15 protein-coding genes are annotated in these 19,030 nt (G+C 67.9%); 4 read left to right on the top strand and 11 right to left on the bottom strand.

The features are described from left to right. Positions 1-30: 30 nt before the first annotated feature. The 6 genes from AC1DEY_RS10405 to AC1DEY_RS10380 form a co-directional block, all read right to left on the bottom strand. Positions 31-1,218, bottom strand: coding sequence for an MFS transporter (locus AC1DEY_RS10405; protein WP_476867860.1), 1,188 nt, complete (start codon positions 1,216-1,218; stop codon positions 31-33). Further along, the gene (locus AC1DEY_RS10400) at positions 1,215-1,988 is read right to left on the bottom strand and encodes a DeoR/GlpR family DNA-binding transcription regulator (protein WP_476867859.1); all 774 of its coding nucleotides are present in this window, start codon (positions 1,986-1,988) and stop codon (positions 1,215-1,217) included. Before AC1DEY_RS10400 ends, AC1DEY_RS10405 begins: the two co-directional genes overlap by 4 nt. A gap of 89 nt (positions 1,989-2,077) precedes the next feature. Continuing rightward, positions 2,078-3,760, bottom strand: a complete 1,683-nt coding sequence (locus tag AC1DEY_RS10395; protein WP_476867858.1) for an ABC-F family ATP-binding cassette domain-containing protein — start codon at positions 3,758-3,760, stop codon at positions 2,078-2,080. An 82-nt stretch (positions 3,761-3,842) separates the two neighbouring features. Continuing rightward, positions 3,843-5,876: a penicillin-binding transpeptidase domain-containing protein gene (locus AC1DEY_RS10390; protein WP_476867857.1), complete on the bottom strand. Its 2,034-nt coding sequence runs from the start codon at positions 5,874-5,876 to the stop codon at positions 3,843-3,845. A 77-nt stretch (positions 5,877-5,953) separates the two neighbouring features. Beyond that, positions 5,954-6,610 (bottom strand): response regulator, encoded by a 657-nt coding sequence (locus tag AC1DEY_RS10385; RefSeq protein WP_476867856.1) that lies wholly within the window; start codon positions 6,608-6,610, stop codon positions 5,954-5,956. Next, positions 6,607-7,935, bottom strand: coding sequence for a sensor histidine kinase (locus AC1DEY_RS10380; protein WP_476867905.1), 1,329 nt, complete (start codon positions 7,933-7,935; stop codon positions 6,607-6,609). Before AC1DEY_RS10380 ends, AC1DEY_RS10385 begins: the two co-directional genes overlap by 4 nt. Positions 7,936-8,197: 262 nt before the next feature. Here AC1DEY_RS10380 and AC1DEY_RS10375 point away from each other — a divergent pair, with 262 nt between their 5' ends. Then, entirely contained in the window at positions 8,198-9,307 is a 1,110-nt protein-coding gene (locus tag AC1DEY_RS10375; protein WP_476867855.1) for an FtsX-like permease family protein, read from the top strand. Positions 9,308-9,397: 90 nt separating this feature from the next. Continuing rightward, on the top strand, positions 9,398-10,123 hold the full coding sequence (locus AC1DEY_RS10370; protein WP_476867854.1) for an ABC transporter ATP-binding protein: 726 nt from the start codon (positions 9,398-9,400) through the stop codon (positions 10,121-10,123). Here AC1DEY_RS10370 and AC1DEY_RS10365 read toward each other — a convergent pair. The 5 genes from AC1DEY_RS10365 to AC1DEY_RS10345 all read right to left on the bottom strand — a co-directional run bounded on the left by AC1DEY_RS10365 (position 10,120) and on the right by AC1DEY_RS10345 (position 16,171). Continuing rightward, positions 10,120-11,568 carry a phytoene desaturase family protein gene (locus tag AC1DEY_RS10365; protein WP_476867853.1) on the bottom strand — a complete coding sequence of 483 codons (1,449 nt, stop codon included), beginning with the start codon at positions 11,566-11,568 and terminating at the stop codon, positions 10,120-10,122. The genes AC1DEY_RS10370 and AC1DEY_RS10365 overlap by 4 nt on opposite strands. Beyond that, complete coding sequence (locus AC1DEY_RS10360) at positions 11,565-13,046, bottom strand: glycosyltransferase family 87 protein (RefSeq protein WP_476867852.1); 1,482 nt, start codon at positions 13,044-13,046, stop codon at positions 11,565-11,567. Before AC1DEY_RS10360 ends, AC1DEY_RS10365 begins: the two co-directional genes overlap by 4 nt. Positions 13,047-13,234: 188 nt before the next feature. After that, a complete protein-coding gene (locus AC1DEY_RS10355) occupies positions 13,235-13,369 on the bottom strand; it encodes a hypothetical protein (RefSeq protein ID WP_476867851.1) in 135 nt (44 codons plus the stop codon). A 738-nt stretch (positions 13,370-14,107) separates the two neighbouring features. Continuing rightward, a complete protein-coding gene (locus AC1DEY_RS10350; RefSeq protein ID WP_476867850.1) occupies positions 14,108-14,692 on the bottom strand; it encodes a histidine phosphatase family protein in 585 nt (194 codons plus the stop codon). After that, positions 14,693-16,171, bottom strand: coding sequence for a CCA tRNA nucleotidyltransferase (locus AC1DEY_RS10345; RefSeq protein WP_441409179.1), 1,479 nt, complete (start codon positions 16,169-16,171; stop codon positions 14,693-14,695). A gap of 171 nt (positions 16,172-16,342) precedes the next feature. On the opposite strand from AC1DEY_RS10345, the gene AC1DEY_RS10340 reads away from it, so the two are divergent. Then, on the top strand, positions 16,343-16,891 hold the full coding sequence (locus tag AC1DEY_RS10340) for an NUDIX hydrolase (protein WP_441409178.1): 549 nt from the start codon (positions 16,343-16,345) through the stop codon (positions 16,889-16,891). A 71-nt stretch (positions 16,892-16,962) separates the two neighbouring features. Further along, positions 16,963-19,026 (top strand): murein biosynthesis integral membrane protein MurJ, encoded by a 2,064-nt coding sequence (murJ, locus tag AC1DEY_RS10335; RefSeq protein WP_476867849.1) that lies wholly within the window; start codon positions 16,963-16,965, stop codon positions 19,024-19,026. Positions 19,027-19,030: the final 4 nt, after the last annotated feature.

Here is a 19,030-nt window from a genome sequence, read left to right as displayed (position 1 = left end):
GCGAGGCCGCAGCGGGCGTAGCGGGGCTTGCTACCTCGAGGGCAGCGGCTTCGCGGCACCGGCGAGCAGCAGGGCCACGAGGATCGGGATTCCGATCGCCAGCAGGGCCGTCCTGATACCGGTCAGATCTCCCAGATAGCCCAACAGGGGCGGCCCGGCGAGGAAGGCGATGTAGCCCAGCGTGGACACGACGGACACCCGCGCTGCCGCCTTCCTGGGGTCATCCGCCGCGGCGGACATGCCGATCGGAAACGCCAGCGCGGCGCCCACGCCCCAGAGCACGGCACCGGCCGCGGCCAGCCAGATGGTTCCCGCGAAGACGAAGAGGCAGAGGCCCGCGGTTGCCGCGGCCATGCTGGCGCGCAGCACGGCCACACGGCCGTAGGCGTCGATCGCGCGGCCGCCGAAGAAGCGCATGGCGGTCATGGCCAGCACAAAGGCGGCGAACAGCAGCGCCCCGGTGGACTGTTCGGCGCCCAGGCCGTCAACGGCGGCTTTGGCAATCCAGTCGTTGCCGGCGCCTTCAGTCAGGGTGGCTCCCAGAACGACGACGCCGATCAGCAGCGTGCGGCCGTCCCGCCAGGCCGAGGCGCCCTTGCCGGCCTCCAGGTCCCCTGCGGTGGGGGCTTCTGCGGCCACATGCGGCAGGAAGTACCGCGGGGCCACTGTGGTCAGCACGGCAACGACGGCGGCGATGACCAGCAGGTGTGCCGGGAGGCCGACGCCCAGAGTGGACAGGCCGGCGCCGATCAGGGCGCCCACGAACGCGCCGCCGCTGAAAGCCGCGTGGAACTGCGGCATGATGGTGCGCCCGAGCTGGTGTTCGACGTCGGCACCTTCAATGTTCTGCGAAACATCCCACAACCCGACGCCGATTCCGAAGAAGAAGAGGGCGATCGCCGTCCCCGGGACGGAAGCGGCCATCAGGGAAAATGCCACGGCGACGCCGGCCGCCGCGGCCACAAGTCCGGCGCTCCGGACGGCGTTCGCGGTGCCGATCCGGCCGACGACGAACCCGGCCGTGGGCAGCGCGATCAGCGAGCCGACCGCCAGGCACAGCAGCAGCGTTCCCATTTGCCCGGCGGTGATGTTCAGGATCTCCGTCACCGCSGGGATSCGGGCGGCCCAGCTGGCGAAGACCAGGCCGTTGATGCCGAAGACTAGGAAGGTGGCCCCTGCGGCAGCCTTCAGCTGCGGGACGGTTGCGGTACTGGTCATACGATCACTGCTTCCACCGAGTGTTGTGCGAGTTGGTCACGTTCTTCAGGACTGAGCTGGCGGTCGGTCACGATGGTGTCCACGGCGTCCAGGGGCGCCACGAGGGCGACGGCGCTGGCGTTCCATTTGGATCCGGCACAGGCGATGATCACCCGGGCTGCGGATTCCAGGCCTGCGCGCTTCACGGCAGCGTCGTCGAGGTCGTGGGCCAGCAGCCCGTCCTTGAGGTTCAGGGCGCAGGGCGTCACGACGGCGGCGTCGAAGCGCAGGGAGCGGATGTTGGATTCCGTCATCGGCCCGCGGAAGGACAGCTCGCCGGGGATGAGGCTTCCGCCGGGCATCAGGATGTCCGGGCGCCGGCCGGCAGTCGCATCGTCGGGGGACAGTGCTGTGACCGCCCGCAGTGACATCGGCATGATCGTCATCTCGCGCTGGCGCAACTGCCGGGCGATTTCCGTGGCCGTGGTGCCGCTGTCCAGCCAGACGTGCCCGCGGTCCTGGAGCAGGGCGACCACTCCGGCGGCGATCCGCACTTTGGCGGCGTGGTCCTCCAGCTCGCGTTGGCCGTACTCGGGGTTTTCGCCGCCGAAAACCAGGCTCTTGGCGCCGCCGTGGACCCTTCGCAGCACGCCGTGCTGGGCCAGGACGTCGAGGTCGCGCCGGATGGTGGCGCCGGAGGCGCCGCAGGCGGCCATCAGTTCGTCCACTGTGACCTGCTCCCGGCTGCGAAGCAGTCCACCGATCAGGCGGYGCCGCTCATCAGTATTCATGATCAAATGCTAATGCTTTTTGATCATTTAATCATCTGTTGCGCGGGACGCGGAAGCAACGCTGTGCGGACCCGTCGTCGTCCTTTGGGTCAGCGGGCGCGCTCGACGCGCTTTTCGTCCCAGACGGGTTCAGCGGATTCATAGACCCTGCCGTCGGAGCCGAAGACCAGGAAGCGGTCGAAGGTGCGGGCAAACCAGCGGTCGTGGGTGACCGCCAGGACTGTGCCCTCGAAGTGGTCGATGGCCCGTTCCAGGGCTTCGGCCGAGTGCAGGTCCAGGTTGTCCGTGGGCTCGTCGAGCAGCAGCAGGGTGGCGCCGGAGAGCTGCAGCAGCAGGATCTGGAACCGGGCCTGCTGGCCGCCGGAAAGGGACTCGTACTTCTGCTCCGACTGCCCCGCGAGCCCATAGCCGTCCAGCGCCCCGGCGGCGGCTTCGCGGCCCAGCCCGGAGCGGTGCTCGTCGCCGCGGTGCAGGATTTCGAGCAGGGTCTTGCCCAGCAGGTCGGGCCGGACGTGGGTCTGGGCGAAGAAACCGGGCCGGATCCGGGCGCCGAGTTTCACGGTGCCCTCGTGCGGGACCTCGGCGATCTCGACGTCGGACACCGGCAGGTGCTCCCGCTCCGGGTCGGTGCCGCCGGTGGCGAGCAGGCGCAGGAAGTGGCTCTTGCCGGAGCCGTTGGACCCCAGTACGCCGACCCGGTCACCGAACCAGACCTCGGTGGAGAACGGCTTCATCAGACCCGTCAGTTCCAGCTTCTCCGCCACAATGGCGCGCTTGGCGGTGCGCCCGCCCTTGAGCCGCATCTGCACATTCTGCTCAATCGGCAGGGCCTCGGGCGGTCCGGCCTCCAGGAACTTCGCGAGCCGGGTCTGCGCGGCGTGGTACCGGTTGGCCATGTCGGAGCGGAACGCTGCCTTGTTTTTGTACATGTTGACGAGTTCCTTGAGCTTCACGTGCTCCTCGTCCCAGCGTTTGCGCAGCTCTTCGAAACGCGCGTTCCGGTCCGCGCGGGCGTCCACGTAGGAGCCGAAGCCGCCGCCGTGGATCCAGGCGCCCGCACCGTTGATGCCCGGCTCCAGGGTGACGATGCGGCCTGCGGCGTTGTTGAGCAGTTCGCGGTCGTGGCTGATGAAAAACACGGTCTTCTTCGACTCGTTCAGCTTGGCCTCGAGCCAGCGCTTGCCCGGGACGTCGAGGTAGTTGTCCGGCTCGTCCAGGAGCAGCAGCTCGTCGGGGCCGGCGAAGAGGGCTTCGAGGACCAGCCTCTTCTGCTCGCCGCCGGACAGGCTCGACGCCGGGCGGTGCTGCGCGCGGTCGAACGGCAGGCCCAGCGCGGCCATGCACACCTCGTCCCAGACGGTCTCGACGTCGTACCCACCGGCGTCGCCCCAGTCCACGATCGCCTGGGCGTAGGCCATCTGGGTAGGCTCATCGTCGTGCTCCAGCATGGCGAGTTCCGCCTCGTCGACGGCACGCGCGGCGGCGGCCAGCGCCGGCGGGGCCGCGGAAACCAGCAGGTCCCGGACCGTGGAGTCGTCACGGACCTGGCCCACGAACTGGCGCATGATCCCCATGTTGCCGGACCGGCCGATCACGCCTTCGTCCGCGACCAGGTCGCCGGAAATGATCCGGAACAGTGTCGTCTTGCCCGTTCCGTTAGGCCCGATCAGCGCCGTCTTGGTGCCGTCCGGGACCTTGAAGGTCACGCCGTTGAGCAGCTGGGTGCCGTCGGAGAGGAAGTAATCGATGTTCGAAACGTCAATATGAGCCACGCGTTCAATCTTCCCACGGTCTTCCCGCGGCCTTGCCTCGGCCATCCCGTAGACCGGCGGCACGGGCAGCTTCCGGGGGGCGTCAGCCGGCCTTGGTCAGGAACTCCTTGAGCAGCGGGCCCGAGGTGGTGGCCCCAAGGCCGCCGTCCTCAACGAAGACGGCGACGGCGAGGTCGCCGTGCACGGCCACGATCCAGGCGTGGGTCTTGGGCGGGCTGTCGTTGCCGAACTCGGCCGTGCCGGTCTTCGCGCCGACGGGCTCACCCGGGACGGACGCCAGGAACCCGGCGTGCCCGCTGGTCACGACGGCACGCATCATGTCGGCCAGCGAGGCGGCCTCCGCTGCCGTGACCGGCGTTTCGGCGGCAGCGGCCGGTGCGGGGGCCGGCGTCGTCGCCGTGTCAGCCGTCGCGTCACCGGACGCCGGGGCTGCCGGCGATGAGCCGGTTGAGCCATTGCCGGCTGTGGGGGAGCTCTCGGCGGCCGGGGAAGTGACGCCCTCGTTCGGATTCAACACCAGCTGGGCTGCCACCGGGGCTCCCTTAGCCACGGAGCCGGCCATGATGGCGGCGGCCAGCGGGGACAGGAGCACCTTGCCCTGGCCGATCATGGAGGCGGCGTGTTCGGTGCCTTCGGCGTCCCCGGGGACGGAGCCGAGGAACGCGGTGGCTCCGAGCGCGGGCGCTTCGACTGCCACGCCCAGCGAGGTCGCGGCCGATTCGAGCTGCGCCTGACTGACGGTGTCGCGGGCATTGATGAAGGCGGTGTTGCAGGAGTGCGCAAAGGCATCGCGCAGCGTCACGGAGCCCAGGGAGGACGCGGGGTATCCCTCGGCGTTCTTGAAGGTGCGGCCGTCCACGGTGAGGGTGGACGGGCAGTCCACCTTGGAGTCGGGGGTCATTCCGTTGCGGAACATGGCCAGGGAATCGACCATCTTGAAGATCGAACCGGGGGCGTACTGGCCCAGCATCGCGGTGTCGTAGCCGTTGCTGCCCGGCCCGGAGGCGGCCGCCAGGACGGCGCCGCTGGAGGGCCGGAGCGCCACGATGGCCGACGCCGGGCCGACCTTGGCGAGGACGTCCTCCGCGAGCTGCTGCAGCTTCGGGTCCAGGGTGGTTTTCAGCGGGGTTCCTACTTTTGTCTCAGTCTGGAACTGCACGCGGCGTCCTTCATTGGGCAAAGTCTGCTTTTCTTCGGCTGTGAGGCCTGCCTTCTCGGCGAAGACCTGAATGCCGTCGCTGCCGCGAAGCTGCGCGTCGTATTGCTGTTGGAGCCCGCCGGTGCCCGTGGTGTCCCCCGCCTTGAGTGCCCCATTGGATTTTTCAATCTGTTCGGCATTCGCCTCGGCTGCAGTACCCAGCAGGGCGCGGGCGAAGGTGCGGGTAGGTGCCAGCGGGAGGAAATCCCGGACGGCGCGGGCGCCGGGAATCTCGCCGATCTGGCCGTCGGTGATGGTCCGTCCATCCTCACGCAGAGTGATGGCGGCAACGAACGCCTCGGGGCCGGACGCCTGGACCTGTTGGGCGTACGCCGCGGGGTCGACTCCAACCAGTTGGGCAAGCTTGGTGGCGGAGTCAGCGGGGTCCGCCCCGCCGAGTGTGGGCTTGTCGATGCCAACGTTGACCACCTGCCGGTACGTGACCAGCGGAACGCCACCGGCGCCCAGGATGTCGGCCCGCGCTGGCGTATGGGTCGCCGAGTAGACGATCTCGCCGTCGGCCAGCTCGGGGACCAGGGTGGCCGGGTTCCATACCGTCAGCCACTTGTCGCCGGACTTCTTGAACTCGGCGGAGGTGGTGTACTTCCACTCCCCGGAGCCGATCTTCCAGCTGTAGTTGAGCGGTACCGTGGCCTTACCGGACTCCAGCGTCAGTTGGCCGCTTTCCACGGCAGGCTTGACCGGGTCCATTCCCTTGAAGATTTCCTTCAGCTGGTCGTTGGCGGCACCCGACTCCTTCCCCTCAAAGGCGACGGATCCGACGTCGAGCGCGGACACCGCGGAGGCAAGCTGCTTGGCGGCGCTTTCGGCGCCGGCACGGCCGTCGTCGCAGGCGACCAGCGAGGCGCCAAGGACAAGGCCCACGAGGGCCAGTGCAAGTTTTGGTGAGTTCCCCATGGCGACATTATGCCCCGGACCACTGACTATCCCGTTGTCACATAACGCCGTCACGTGACGCAAGGACCTGCAACAGGCTAGGGCCGCCGGATGATCCTGCGCTGTGCGGCCACGGCGATTGCGGCGGTGCGGTTGTCCACGCCGAGCTTGGTGTAGATGTGTACCAGGTGGGTCTTGACCGTGGCCTCGGAGATGAAGAGCTGCTTCGCGATTGCCCGGTTTCCCAGGCCGGTGGCCAACAGTTCCAGCAACTGGATCTCGCGGGCGGAGAGGGCCGGCTCCGGATTCCTGATACGGCCCATCAGCCGGGCCGCGACCTCCGGTGCCAGCGCCGTTCCGCCGGCCGCGGCCGAGAGCACCGCCTGGCGGATCTGTTCGGGCGGGGCGTCCTTGAGCATGTAGCCGCTGGCGCCGGCCTCGATAGCGGCGAGGATGTCGGCGTCGGAGTCGAAGGTGGTGAGGATCAGCACCGGCGGCGCAGGCTGGCCGGCCTCTCCCGCTTTGATCCGCCCTGTAGCTGTGACCCCGTCCATGCCGGCGCCCATCTGCAGATCCATGAGCACCACGTCCGCAGGTTCGCCCAGGGTATGGAGCTTCGCCAGCCCGGCCAGGGCGGCGGCGCCGTCGGCGGCCTCGGCCACCACGGTGATGCCCTGCAGATCGCCCAGCATGGCCCGCAGCCCGGCGCGGACCACCGGGTGGTCGTCCACCAGGAATACCCGGATGCTGTTCATGGCAGCTCCTTGCCGGCTTGGGCCACGGCGGCGTTGGAGTCCGCTTGGTTGCCCAGCGGCAGCCGGATGGCCACCACAGTGCCCTCGCCCGGTGCGGATTCGATGTCCAGCTGGCCGTTGAGGGCGGCCACCCGTTCGCGCAGCGACCTCAGGCCGTAGCCGGAGCCGTCCGGGCGGGCGGCCACGGCCGCCGGGTCGAACCCGCCGCCGTCGTCGTAGATGTCCATGGCCACTTCCGGGCCCAGGAAGGACAGGGTGACGACGGCGACGCTCGCCTGCGCATGAATCCGGACGTTGGCCAGGCTCGCCTGGGCGGCCCGAAGCAGGGTGCTCTGGTGGGCCGCAGGGAGTTCGGCCGGCGGGCCTTCGACATCAAGGCGGCAGCGCAGTCCGGCACCGCGCGCGTCAGCTTCCGCTTCGGTCTTCTCGCACAGCCGGTGGAGGCTGGCCACGAGGGAACCGTCCTCGAGGTCGGGGGACTGGAGGGCCCGGACGAAGTTGCGGGCTTCTGCAAGATTGGCGGCCGCCGTGTCCTGGACAATGCGGAGCCTTTCCCGAGCCATGGCGGAATCGCCGTCGTCCAGGGCCTTTTCGGCCGCGCGGCCCATCAGCACAATGCTGGACAGGCCCTGGGCGAGGGTGTCATGGATTTCGCGGGCCAGCCGGGTGCGCTCGGCCAGTGTGCCGGCGTTGTGCTGGGTCCGGGCGAGTTCGGCACGGGTCCGGCGGAGTTCAACGGCTGCCAGCCGCTGGTTTTCCGCCTCCAGGAACAGCGCCCGGTAGGCGAGTCCTGTGACCACGGCGAAGGCCGCGCCGAACACAGGGCCCAGCACCATGGGCAGCTCCGGTCCCGGGCTGGCCTGTCCTGCACCGGCCTGTCCCGAGGGTGCGGTGCCGCCGCCGTGGAACCAGAGGGCCGCGATGACCAGCCCGGTGCTCAGGGCGATCGCCGGCAGCGCCAGCCGCCGCCGGAGCACGTGCAGCTGCAGGAAGAACAGCGGGAAGGCGAGCCAGACGAAGTCGGCACTGGCCCAGACCAGCAGCAGCCAGAGCAGGCTGACGCCGCCCAGCCACCAGCCCGAGTAGGGCCTCGGATCGAACCGTGCAGGGTCCGAGGAGTGCCGCTTCTCCAGGACGGTGCCAACTAGGTAGACGGCGGCCAGGAGCGGTGCCAGCAACAGGGCGATCCAGCCGGGGCCGTGGACGCCGCCGGTGAGGAACCGGACGAGCGCCACGAGAAGCAGCACCGCGAAGCCGACATGCAGGCTCACGCGCAGGACACGCAGAATGACGGCCGCCCCGGTGGGCTCCGCGCCCGCGTGCATCGCGCCGTCCTGACCTGTGCCGCCGGGAATTGTGCCGTCGTTGACCGGGTTTCCGGCGTCGCCCTCCATGCTTCCAGCCTAGTGCCGGGCAGGACAGCACTTGCGCGGAAAGCGGTACCTCGCCGGTGGAATCAACCGATTGGTTGACCGCCCGGTGGTCCTCCCGGCGGCGGCGGTCCAGCCGGTCGGACGATGCCTCTAAAGCTGGCGCGCGGAAGGCTTGAACCTAGGCCACCAACGTCACTGACAAAGAAGGACAACCATGTATCTCGCCATCCGCGACATCCGCTTCGCCAAGGGGCGGTTTGCCCTCATGGGCGCGGTCGTCGCCCTCATCACGCTCCTGCTCGTCATGCTCTCCGGGCTCACCGCCGGCCTCGGCAACCAGTCGACGTCGGCCCTCGCCGCCCTCCCGGCCGACCAGCTGGTCTTTGGCGCGCCGGCCGGAAGTGAGCCCAAGGCCTCCTTCACGGAGTCCGAAGTATCGCGCGCCCAGCAGGCGCAGTGGGCGGCACGCGACGGTGTCGCCCGGGCCGATGCGCTGGGGATCAGCCAAAGCCGGTTCCAGGCCCTGGGCGCCGGTGGCGTACCGGCACGCACGGCAAGCGTGGCGGTCTTCGGCGCCGAGCCCGGCACCGGGCTGGCTCCCGCCCCACTGTCCGAGGGAACTGTCACTGTCGGAGCGGGCCTCGCGGCGGACTTGGACCTCAGCATTGGCAGCCGAGCCTCGGTTGGCGGTTCGGACCTGATTGTGACGGCCATCGTCCCGGACCAGTGGTACTCGCACACCGGCGTCGTGTGGACCACTCTGGCCGACTGGCAGAAGCTCTCACACATCCCAGACGGCGGCGCTGCGACGGTGCTGGCCGTGAAGTTTGGCGCCGGTAAAACAGACGCCGGGACCGGGGTTGATATCGCCGCCGCCAACTCGGCCGCGGGAACCGTCAGCACCACCGTCGAGGGATCCTTCCAGGCCCTCGGCTCCTACAAGAGCGAGAACGGCTCGCTGCTGCTCATGCAGGCGTTCCTGTACGGCATCTCGGCCCTCGTCATAGTCGCCTTCCTGACGGTCTGGACGGTCCAGCGCACCCGCGACATCGCCGTCCTCAAGGCCCTGGGCGGATCGGCCCGCTACATCCTCCGGGATGCCATGGCGCAGGCGGCCCTGGTCCTGCTGGCCGGCGCCGCGGCGGGCGGCCTGGCCGGCGTGGCGGGTGGGACCCTCGCCTCCCGGGCCGCACCGTTCCTTCTTACCCCCTGGACAACGCTGCTACCCATCGCCGGCATTGTGCTCCTGGGCCTGGCAGGCGCGGCCCTGGCGGTCCGCAGCGTTGCGCGCGTCGATCCGCTCATCGCCCTCGGCGGCAACTGATCTGCCGGCTCCCCGGCTCCCTGCATTCCCTGCATTCCCTGCATTCCCTGCATTCCCTGCATTCCCTGCATTCCCTGAAAGGCATATCTCGTGAAATCTACACCGCACCAGCCCGCCCTAAACCTTGTCAACGTCACGCTGGAGTACCCGGACGGCGACGGGACCCTCAAAGCCCTGGACGACGTGAACCTCAAGGTCCAGGCGGGGGAGTTCGTATCCCTGATTGGCCCCTCGGGGTCCGGAAAGTCCTCCCTGCTGGCTGTCGCCGCCACTCTCGTCCGGCCCTCCTCCGGTCTGGTGATGATTGACGGACAGGACGCGGGCGGGCTGCCCGACGCCGGCCGTACCGCACTGCGCCGGGACAAGATCGGCATCATTTTCCAGCAGCCTAACCTCCTGCCGTCCCTCACCGCCGTGGAACAGCTGGTAATCACCCAGCGGTTGCGCGGCGGGGCCGTCAGGGCCGCGGCGGAACGCGCCGCGGCCCTGCTGGACCTCGTGGGCCTCGGCCAGGCGCTGGCCAAGCGGCCGCACCAGCTCTCCGGCGGGCAGCGCCAGCGCGTCAACATTGCCCGGGCGCTCATGGCGAACCCTGCCGTGCTGCTCGTGGATGAGCCGACGGCGGCCCTTGACCACGACCGCAGTGAGGCGATCGTCCGGCTGCTCCGGCAGATCACGGACGAGTTCGGCGCGGCAACCGTCATGGTCACGCACGACACCGATTTTGTCCCGTTCACCGATGCCGTGGCGGGCATGCGCGACGGCCGGCTCTCGGCCACGGCGACGCCTGCGTCGGCAGTCCCGCGGCTGGGCTAGGCGGCGCCGATCCCAAGATCCGGGACGGCAAGCCCGAACATGTCCCTGAGGGCATATTTTGCCGCGTGGAAGCCGGGCATCCCGGTGACGCCGGGACCCGGCGGGGTGGAGGACGAGCACAGGTACACGCCGGACAGCGGCGTCCGCCACGGAACAGGACTCAGCACGGGCCGCCGCAGCATGCCCCAAAGGTCCATGCGCCCGGCGCCAAAGTCCCCGCCGACGTAGTTCTCGCTGTAGGCCGCCAGCCCTGCGGCTGTGGTCACCTTGAACTCGACCACGAGGTCCCGGAACCCGGGTGCGAAGCGTTCCAGCTGGGCGATGACCGCCTCGCCCATGTCCACAGTGGAGCCCGCCGGAACATGGCAATACGTCCAGAGGATGTGCCGGCCGGCCGGAGCGCGGCCGGGATCAAAGCGTGAGGGCTGGGAAACGAGCACGTACGGCCGGTCCGGATGCCGTCCCGCGGCGACCAGGCGCTCCGCTTCGGCGGTCTCGGCCCGGGTGCCGCCCACATGCACGGTCCCGGCATCGCCGAGGCCCTCCGCCGCCCACGGAACCGGTCCGGACAAGATGAAATCTACCTTGCACGCCGCGTTGCCGAAGCGGAAGGACTCCAACACGCGCCGGTAGCGTGCCGGGAGCCGCGCCCCCGCAAGGTGGAGCAGGGCCGGAGGCGCCACGTCCAGCAGGGTGGCCCGCACCGGCGGCAGCTCCGCGAGGGACGTGATCCGCCGGCCGGTCTCGATCACCCCGCCATGGGCCTCGATGTCGGCGGTCAACGCCCGGGCAATCGCGGCCGATCCGCCGCGAGGAATGGGCCAGCCGCCGGCGTGCCCCAGGGCGCCCAGCATCAGGCCGGCACCGGCCGCGGTGACCGAGGGCAGCGGCGCCACGGCATGCGCGGCGACACCGCTCAGCAGCGCGGGAGCCAGGTCCTGGCTGAACCTCGCGTTCCACAGCGGCGAGCCCTGTTCAAGCGTCCGGAGGCCAAAGGCGGCGGCAGCCGCCGGGTTCCCCGGAATCCGCAGCAGCTGGTTCAGGGTGAGGTCCGCGACGCCCTCCACCCGGCGGACGAGAGGCGCCATGAGCCGGCGGTAGGCGGCGCCATCGTGCCCGAGTTCTGCAGCAGTGCGGTCCAGGGACCGGTATGCCAGGGCCGCGCGGCCGCCGTCGAGCGGGGATCCGTAGGAGACATCCGGCACTTCAAGGGACACGCGCCGGGACAGCTCGAACTGGCGGAAGAAGGGCGAGACCAAAGCCATGGGGTGCACGGCCGAACAGACGTCGTGGAAGTGCCCCGGTTCCATCAGTTCCGTGGTGCGCAGTCCGCCGCCTGCGATGGCAGCCGCCTCGAACACGTGGACTTTGAGCCCGGCCCGCGCCATGGTCACCGCCGCGGCCAGCGCGTTGGGGCCGGAACCGACGACGGCGACCTCGGTCATGCCCGGCGGTCCTCCGCCACGGCAGCCTTCCGCCACGGACCAAGGGACGCCGCCGGTCGGCGGAGATCAATCCGCAGCCAGTCCGGGGCGCCGTCGAAGGGCCCGCCGTGCGGATCGTCCACGCGGTTGCGGCGGATCACGTCGTAGGAAGGATCCCAGATGTCCCAGGCGACGCGCGCCATCAGGTAGGCGGTGGCGAGCATGTGGGCCACCACTGCCAGGACGTAGTAGGGCATATCGATGTTGTGCTGGGTGGAGCCGCCGCTGGTCGCTTGCCCGAGGTACATCCAGATGGCGCCCCAGTGCAGTGCCTCGATGGTCTGCCAGATGAGGAAGTCGCGCCAGCGCGGCCGGGCGAGGGCGATCAGGGGGATCAGCCACAGCACAAACTGTGGCGAGTACACCTTGTTGGTCAGGATGAAGGCGGCCACGATCAGGAATGCCARCTGCGCTATCCTCGGCCGCCGGGGTGCGGTCAGCGCGAGGACACCAATCAGGATGCAGGCCAGGAGGAACAGGTCCAGTGCAAGGGAGTTGATGGCCTCGGCCTCAAGCGGGTTCCAGCCCAGCCTCTCGGCCACCAGGTTGTAGGCGAACCAGGGTGAGCTGTACCCCGCGGGCCGCTCCTGGGTGAACTGGTAGAAGTACTTCCAGCCGTCCGGATTCGTCGCGGCCACCGGGACGTTGACCGCCAGCCAGGCCGCGGTGGCCGCTCCGGCAGTGACCAGCAGTGCGCGGATGCGCCCGCTCCGGAGCGCCAGCAGCAGGACGGCACCGAGGATCAGCAGCGGGTAGAGCTTGGTGGCCGTGCCCAGGCCGATGCAGATCCCGGCCAGGACAAGCTTGTTGCGCGAAAAGAAGTACATGCCAAGTGCCAGCAGGCACACGGCCCACATGTCCCAGTTGATCACGCCCGCCAGGACAATACCGGGGGCGAGGGCAACCATGGCCGCATCCCAGGTCCGCCGCCGGTACGTCCGTGCCGTGGCCAGCACGGTGACAATCCAGACGGCGGCGATCAGGGTGGCGTTCACATCGAAGTACCCCAGGACGCGGGAATCCCCGGTGCCGGCTCCGGGGACCAGGAGTGCCGTGGCGCCCGCGATGAACCCCATCAGCACGGGGTATTCAAAGAGGGTTCCCTGGGTAATGAAGGGGAAGGCGCCATCGCCGAGGCCACGGTTGCGGAACAGCTCCGGAAAGTCCGAGTAGCACGTGGCGTAGAACTGGCCGGGGGTTTCCCAGCCGTTGGTGCGGCAGAAGTTCTTGAGGAGAATCCCGGCCAGGGCGGCGAGGACTGTGAGGATCACGAGGACGCGCTCCACCGTGAAGAACCCTGGCGAGACGATCCCTGGCGCCGAACGCTGGCCCAGGGGCCCGCCAATCAGTTCCGTGAAGTTTCGGAGAAAGGGGTCGCTGCGGCTCGGGATGACCAATCGAACCCGTTTGCGGTCCGCCTGCGGCTTTGTCTCCTGCATGACCTTGAGCTTACCGGGGGCCATTGCCCCGTGCTTAACAACGCGTGCTTAACAACCAGTGCTTAAACGCATGCTTACCACCCTCGCGTTTGACGGCGATGGGGCTTAGACAGGGGAGAGCCCGTGCGTCGCCGCACGGGCTCTCTGGTTTCATGATCAGCCATCAGGTGTCTCCTTCGCTCTGGGGTTCAGCGAATCAGGCCGGCCTGATGCATGGCGAGGAACGTGTCGTCGCGCATTTGGTCCAGGAGCTGGCCGTTGAAGCGGGATGGCTCCCTGCCTGCGGACTTCCGGAACAGGATCGTATAGAGCTTGTTCAGCATGGTTGCTACCTCCTCTCGGGGACTTGATCGGCGCGGATCAGCGCGGTTAGGGGCAGGTGCGGCGGTGCTGCGGGCTGGAGCAGTAGTCACGGGGACCTTTCGTGGATGGGGATTGCGGGCCGGCCGGGGATCAACCTGGAATGTCCAGGCGAATACAATCGGACGCCTTTTGGGCATGAAAAATAGAGCCATAGATGAAATGAATTCGAATAGCCGATTCCGGGCGCGACTAATAGCCGAGAAATTACCGGGCTTAAATTAAGCCGAAATTCCGGATGCCGAGAGATATTCGATGGGAAATGGCCCCTGGACGCGGTAGCGCTGAAAACCCCAACAAGAAGCTGGGTTCCGAACTATGGGGGTGTCTGCGCAACCGCGTGGTTCCGCCTGTTCAGGCTGCTGTTACCGGGCTTTCCGTCGAGGAAGCCAGTTGCCGCCGGCCCCGGGGAGAATTACCGGGACGGGAAGGCGTCAGGAAACAGTCAGTCCGACATTTGGGCGCGGCTCAGCGAACGAGGCCGGGATCGCGGTGGTGGAGTACATCCGTCCGCTAGTCAAAGTAATCATCATTTTCCCAACCTCCTTTTCTGTTCTGCCGTGGCTCCGGCTGACTGGCCGGGCGACGCGCGCCGTGACCCCGGCAAGTCGCTCTGGGGTCAGAAATAAAAATACACTATGAATGTGGCAGTTGCCTACCGAATTCACAAACTTTCTTGGACTTTATTTTGTAAACCGGATTTAGAGTCCCCAGCGCACGATTGCGGGCGTCTTCTTGTCCCATCCCAGCGTGCAGACTTTTGCGGTCCCCAACACGAAATGCCGGCCCTCGCGCGGGTCAAGTCCGAGCCAGCGCGCGGTGAGGATACGGGAGAAGTGTCCGTGCGCGACGATCAGCACGTTGTCCAGGCCCGACTCCAGCACGCGGGCCACGATCTTGTCCGCCCGGGCGGCAACGTCGTCGAGCGCTTCACCGTTCGGCACGCCGTGCGTCCAGATCAGGTATTCGGGGTTGTCCTTGCGGATGAGGTCCGAGCTGATGCCCTCGTASTCGCCGTAGTCCCAYTCSACGGCCAGCGGCTCCAGCTGGGCGTCGGGGTAGCCGGCGAGTTCGGCGGTCCGGCGGGCGCGGCGCAGGGGTGAAGTCAGCACGAGGTCGAAGTCGACGGTCTCGAGCACCCTGCGCGCCTCGACGGCCTGCTGCTCGCCTTCCACCGTGAGGGGCATGTCGGTGAGGCCGGTGTACTGCCCGCTCTTGGACCACTCTGTTTCACCGTGGCGCAGGATCCACAGTTGGGGTCGGGGGCCGTTGGCTGGTGCAATCACTTAGGACTCCTCTGTGGTGGAAGGTTCGACGCCGGCGGGCGCCGCCTCGGGCTGGGCCGCCCACCAGTCCCGCAAGCGGGATTCGGCGACGGCGGGATCGAGCGGACCGTGTTCCATGCGCTCTTCCAGCAGGAACTTGTAGGCACGGCCCACGACCGGGCCGGGCTTGAGGCCCAGCATGGCCATGATCTGGCCACCGTCCAGGTCCGGGCGGACGGCGTCGAGGGATTCCTGTTCGCGCAGCGCCGCAATCCTGTCCTCGAGGTCGTCATAGGCGAAGGACAGCCGGTCGGCCTTGCGCTGGTTCCTGGTGGTGACGTCGGAGCGGGTGAGCCGGTGCAGGCGCTCCAGGAGCGGCCCGGCGTCGGTGATGTAGCGGCGGACCGCGGAATCGCTCCAGCCGGCCTCGCCGTAGCCGTAGAAGCGCATGTGCAGCTCCACAAGCCTGGCCACGGCCTTGATGGTGTCGTTGTCGAAGCGGAGCGCCTTCATGCGTTTGGCGGTCAGTTTGGCGCCCACCATGTCGTGGTGGCGGAAGCTCACCGCACCGCCGGGTTCGAAGCGGCGCGTGGCCGGCTTGCCGACGTCGTGCATCAGCGCCGCGAACCGCAACACGAAGTCCGGGCCGGGCACCGGGCCGTCCGCCTCCGTTTCGAGGGCGGCGGCCTGTTCCAGGACCTGGAGCGAGTGCTGGTAGACGTCCTTGTGGCGGTGGTGCTCATCGGATTCGAGCCGCAGTGCCGAGACTTCAGGCAGCACCAGGTCAGCGAGTCCGGTGTCCACCAGCAGATCCACGCCCGCCCTCGGATGCGCGGCGCAAATGAGCTTGGTCAGTTCATCGCGCACGCGTTCAGCCGAGATGATGCTGATCCGTTCCGCCATCCGGACCATAGCCTCGCGGACATCGGCGTGCAGCGACACCCCGAGCTGGGCCGCGAACCGTGCCGCGCGCATCATGCGCAGGGGATCGTCGGAGAAGGACGTTTCCGGCGGCCCCGGCGTGTTGAGGATCGAGGCGTGCAGGTCGCGGACACCGCCGAAGGGATCGACGAGCTCCAGCATGGGCAGCCGCAGCGCCATGGCGTTGATCGTGAAGTCGCGCCGGAGCAGGTCATCGGTGAGCGATGTTCCGAAGGCCACCACCGGCTTGCGGGACTCAGGATCGTAGGCGTCGGCACGGTATGTGGTGATCTCGATCTGGAAGCCGCCCTTGCGCATCCCGATCGTGCCGAAGGCGCGGCCGATTTCCCAGTAGTTGTCCGCCCATTTTTTGATAAGGGCAACCGTCTGGTCCGGGTTGGCGTCGGTAGTGAAGTCGAGGTCGGGCGAGATCCGGCCAAGGAACAGGTCACGGACGGGCCCGCCCACGAGGGACAGTTCGTGGCCGGCGTCGACAAAGCGCTGCCCAAGCTCCAGAACCACCGGATCCACCTGGAAGGAAACGGTGTGGGAGTCAGTCTTGTGATGTGCGTGCGCCATAGTTACTTAAGCTTGTCAGAAAACCGCGCCAGCACCACACCGGAACCCGCCAGGATCCGGCCGGTTCGTAACGATTGCCGACGAACGGGCGCAGTCCTACTTTCCCGGCCGTCCACTTTCCGGCCATGTTTAGGTCATCAACAGCGGGCAAGAGTCGTTAGAGTGGACATCATGGCCCATCCCGTACCGAGCGCTCCCGGCAGGAGGACAAACGCACCGTTGCCGTCGGCAATAGGTGCCAACGTCGCGCCTGTCCAGCACACGGGCCACGCTTCCCTGCCCACGGTCGAGGAAATTTCCGCCGGAGGCGTCGTGGTGGACATGTCCGATTCCGACCTGCGGGTAGCGATCATCGCCCGTCTCAACCGCGGCGGCCGCCTCGAGTGGTGCCTGCCAAAGGGGCACCCGGAAGGCAAGGAAAGCAACGAGGAAGCTGCCGTCCGCGAGATCGCCGAGGAAACCGGGATCGAGGGCAAGATCCTCGCACCCCTGGGAAGCATCGACTACTGGTTCACCGTGAGCGGGCACCGCGTCCACAAGACGGTGCACCACTACTTGTTGCGTGCCACGGGCGGGGAACTCACCATCGAAAACGATCCGGACAAGGAAGCCGTGGATGTCGCATGGGTTCCCATCCAGGAGCTGGCCCGCAAGCTGTCCTTTCCGAATGAGCGCCGCATCGCGGACCTGGCCAAGGAAGTCCTCCCGGAGGACCGCTGAACGCCGCCGGAGCCACCGTCCGCGGGCATCGATAGCGACTTATGCCCCGCCCGGGTGAGACGATGAAGACGATGTCATCAGCCAAACCCGCCCCCGTCCCCTCCGGCTCCGCCGATTCCAAGGCTGTCCAGCCCGGAGAAGCCCGTTCCAGCGCCATCATGGCCGCCGGCACGCTCGTGTCGCGTTTCCTGGGCTTCGCCAAGACCTGGATGCTGGCGGCCGCCCTGGGCCTGGGCTCTACGGTCAACGACACGTTCATCAACGCCAACAACCTTCCCAACCTGATCTTCCTGCTGGTGGCGGGCGGCGTATTCAACGCTGTCCTGGTGCCACAGATCATCAAGGCCAGCAAAGCGCCGGACAAAGGCGCGGACTACATCAGCCGGCTGCTGACGCTGGCGGTGCTGGTGCTGCTGGTACTCACGCTGCTGGTCACGCTGCTCGCACCTCAGGTCATTCAACTGACCACCCAGGGCTACTCGCCGCAGCAGAAGGCCCTTGCGGTCTCGTTCGCGTTCTGGTGCCTTCCCCAGATTTTCTTCTACGGCCTGTACGCCCTGCTTACCCAGGTCCTGAACGCCCATGGAGCCTTTGGGCCCGCGATGTGGGCGCCTATCATCAACAACATCGTGGCAATAGCCGGCCTGGGTATGTTCATCGCCATCATGGGCGCCAACGCCGTCAACCCCCACACGATCGACAACTGGGGGTCCACCCAGACCATCCTCGTGGCCGGGTTCTCCACGATCGGCGTCGTCGCGCAGACCGCCATCCTGCTCATTCCGGTCTTCAGGCTCCGGCTGGGTCTCCGGCCGCGCTTCGGCTGGCGCGGGGTGGGGCTCGGCCATGCCGCGAAGCTGAGTGTCTGGACCCTGGCGACGGCCGCCGTCGGGCAGCTGGCGTTCCTGTACGTCATGCGCATCGCCACCATCCCGGGCGCGGAGCGCCTGCGCCTGCAGCAGGCAGGGGATCCGGCGGCAGACTCCATGCCCGGCAACGCCGTGCTGGAGGTGGCCAGCCAGCTGTATCTGCTGCCGCATTCCATCATTGCGCTGTCCCTGGCCACCGTGCTGTTCAACCGGATGACGCGGGCGTCGCAGGAGGGGGACCGGGCTGCACTGCGCAGCGCGCTCTCACACGGACTGCGGACCATGGCAGTCGCCACTGTTTTCGGGGCGCTGGCGCTGTTCGCGCTGGCCGGACCGCTGGGCATGTTCTTCTCCGGCGGCGWGCGGCAGGACGGCGTCATGCTGGCCCAAACCCTCACTATCCTCGCCCTCAGCACCCCCTTCATGAGCGCCAACTTCATGATGTCGCGGGTGTTCTATGCCAACGAGGACGCCCGGACGCCGTTCTTCATCCAGCTGGTGCTGGCCCTGGTCAACGTGGTGGCCGCTTTCGCGATCCAGTTCCTGGCCTTCGATAAGATCATTTTCGCGATCGCCCTCCTCTATACCGGAGGCAATATCCTCTCCGTGATCGTCAGCGCGTTTTTCCTGCGCCGGCTCCTGGGCCACCTGGACGGCCCCCGCATCGCCAACTCCTACATCCGCATGGGCTACGCGGCGCTCGGGTCCGCCCTGGCCGGAGCCGTGGCCCTGTGGCTGCTGGGCAGCTACAACCCGGACGGCTACGCCTGGAGCGACCGGATCGCCGCCTTCGTGACGATCGTCGTCGTTGGCCCGGTGATGCTGGTTGTCTATTTCCTGCTGCTGAAGGTTTTCCGGGTCACCGAGCTCCAGGACCTCCTGCAGCCGCTGCTTGGCCGGCTCCGGCGCAGGGCGGCCGAGCCGGTTCCCGAGGCGGGCACTGAGCCGCAGGCCGGCGGCGCAGCAGAAGTGCGGAGGGCGCCGGAGCGGGCCACGATCTCCGTGGATACCGGCCTGATTCCGCGAATTTCCGGTGGGTTCGACGCCGAGTCGTTCCGCGCCGGTCCCGACATCCGGGAAGAGGACTCGTTCCCGTACGGCCGTCCGGCCGGTCCGGAGGGCGGCTACCTGCCGGCCGAAGACCTGCCCAGCACCGCGCTAGGCGGTTTGGGCCGGGGCGATGCTCCCTTGCCGGGCCGCCGGACCTACCAGGGCCCGGCCGGCCACAACCCCTATTTCCCGTTTAGCCGGAAAAAGAAAAAATAAAGCC

Source organism: Arthrobacter sp. 05T47 (genome assembly GCF_056395825.1).
The sequence above is the reverse complement of the archived record's forward strand: the minus strand, read 5'-3'. Positions and strand labels throughout refer to the sequence as shown.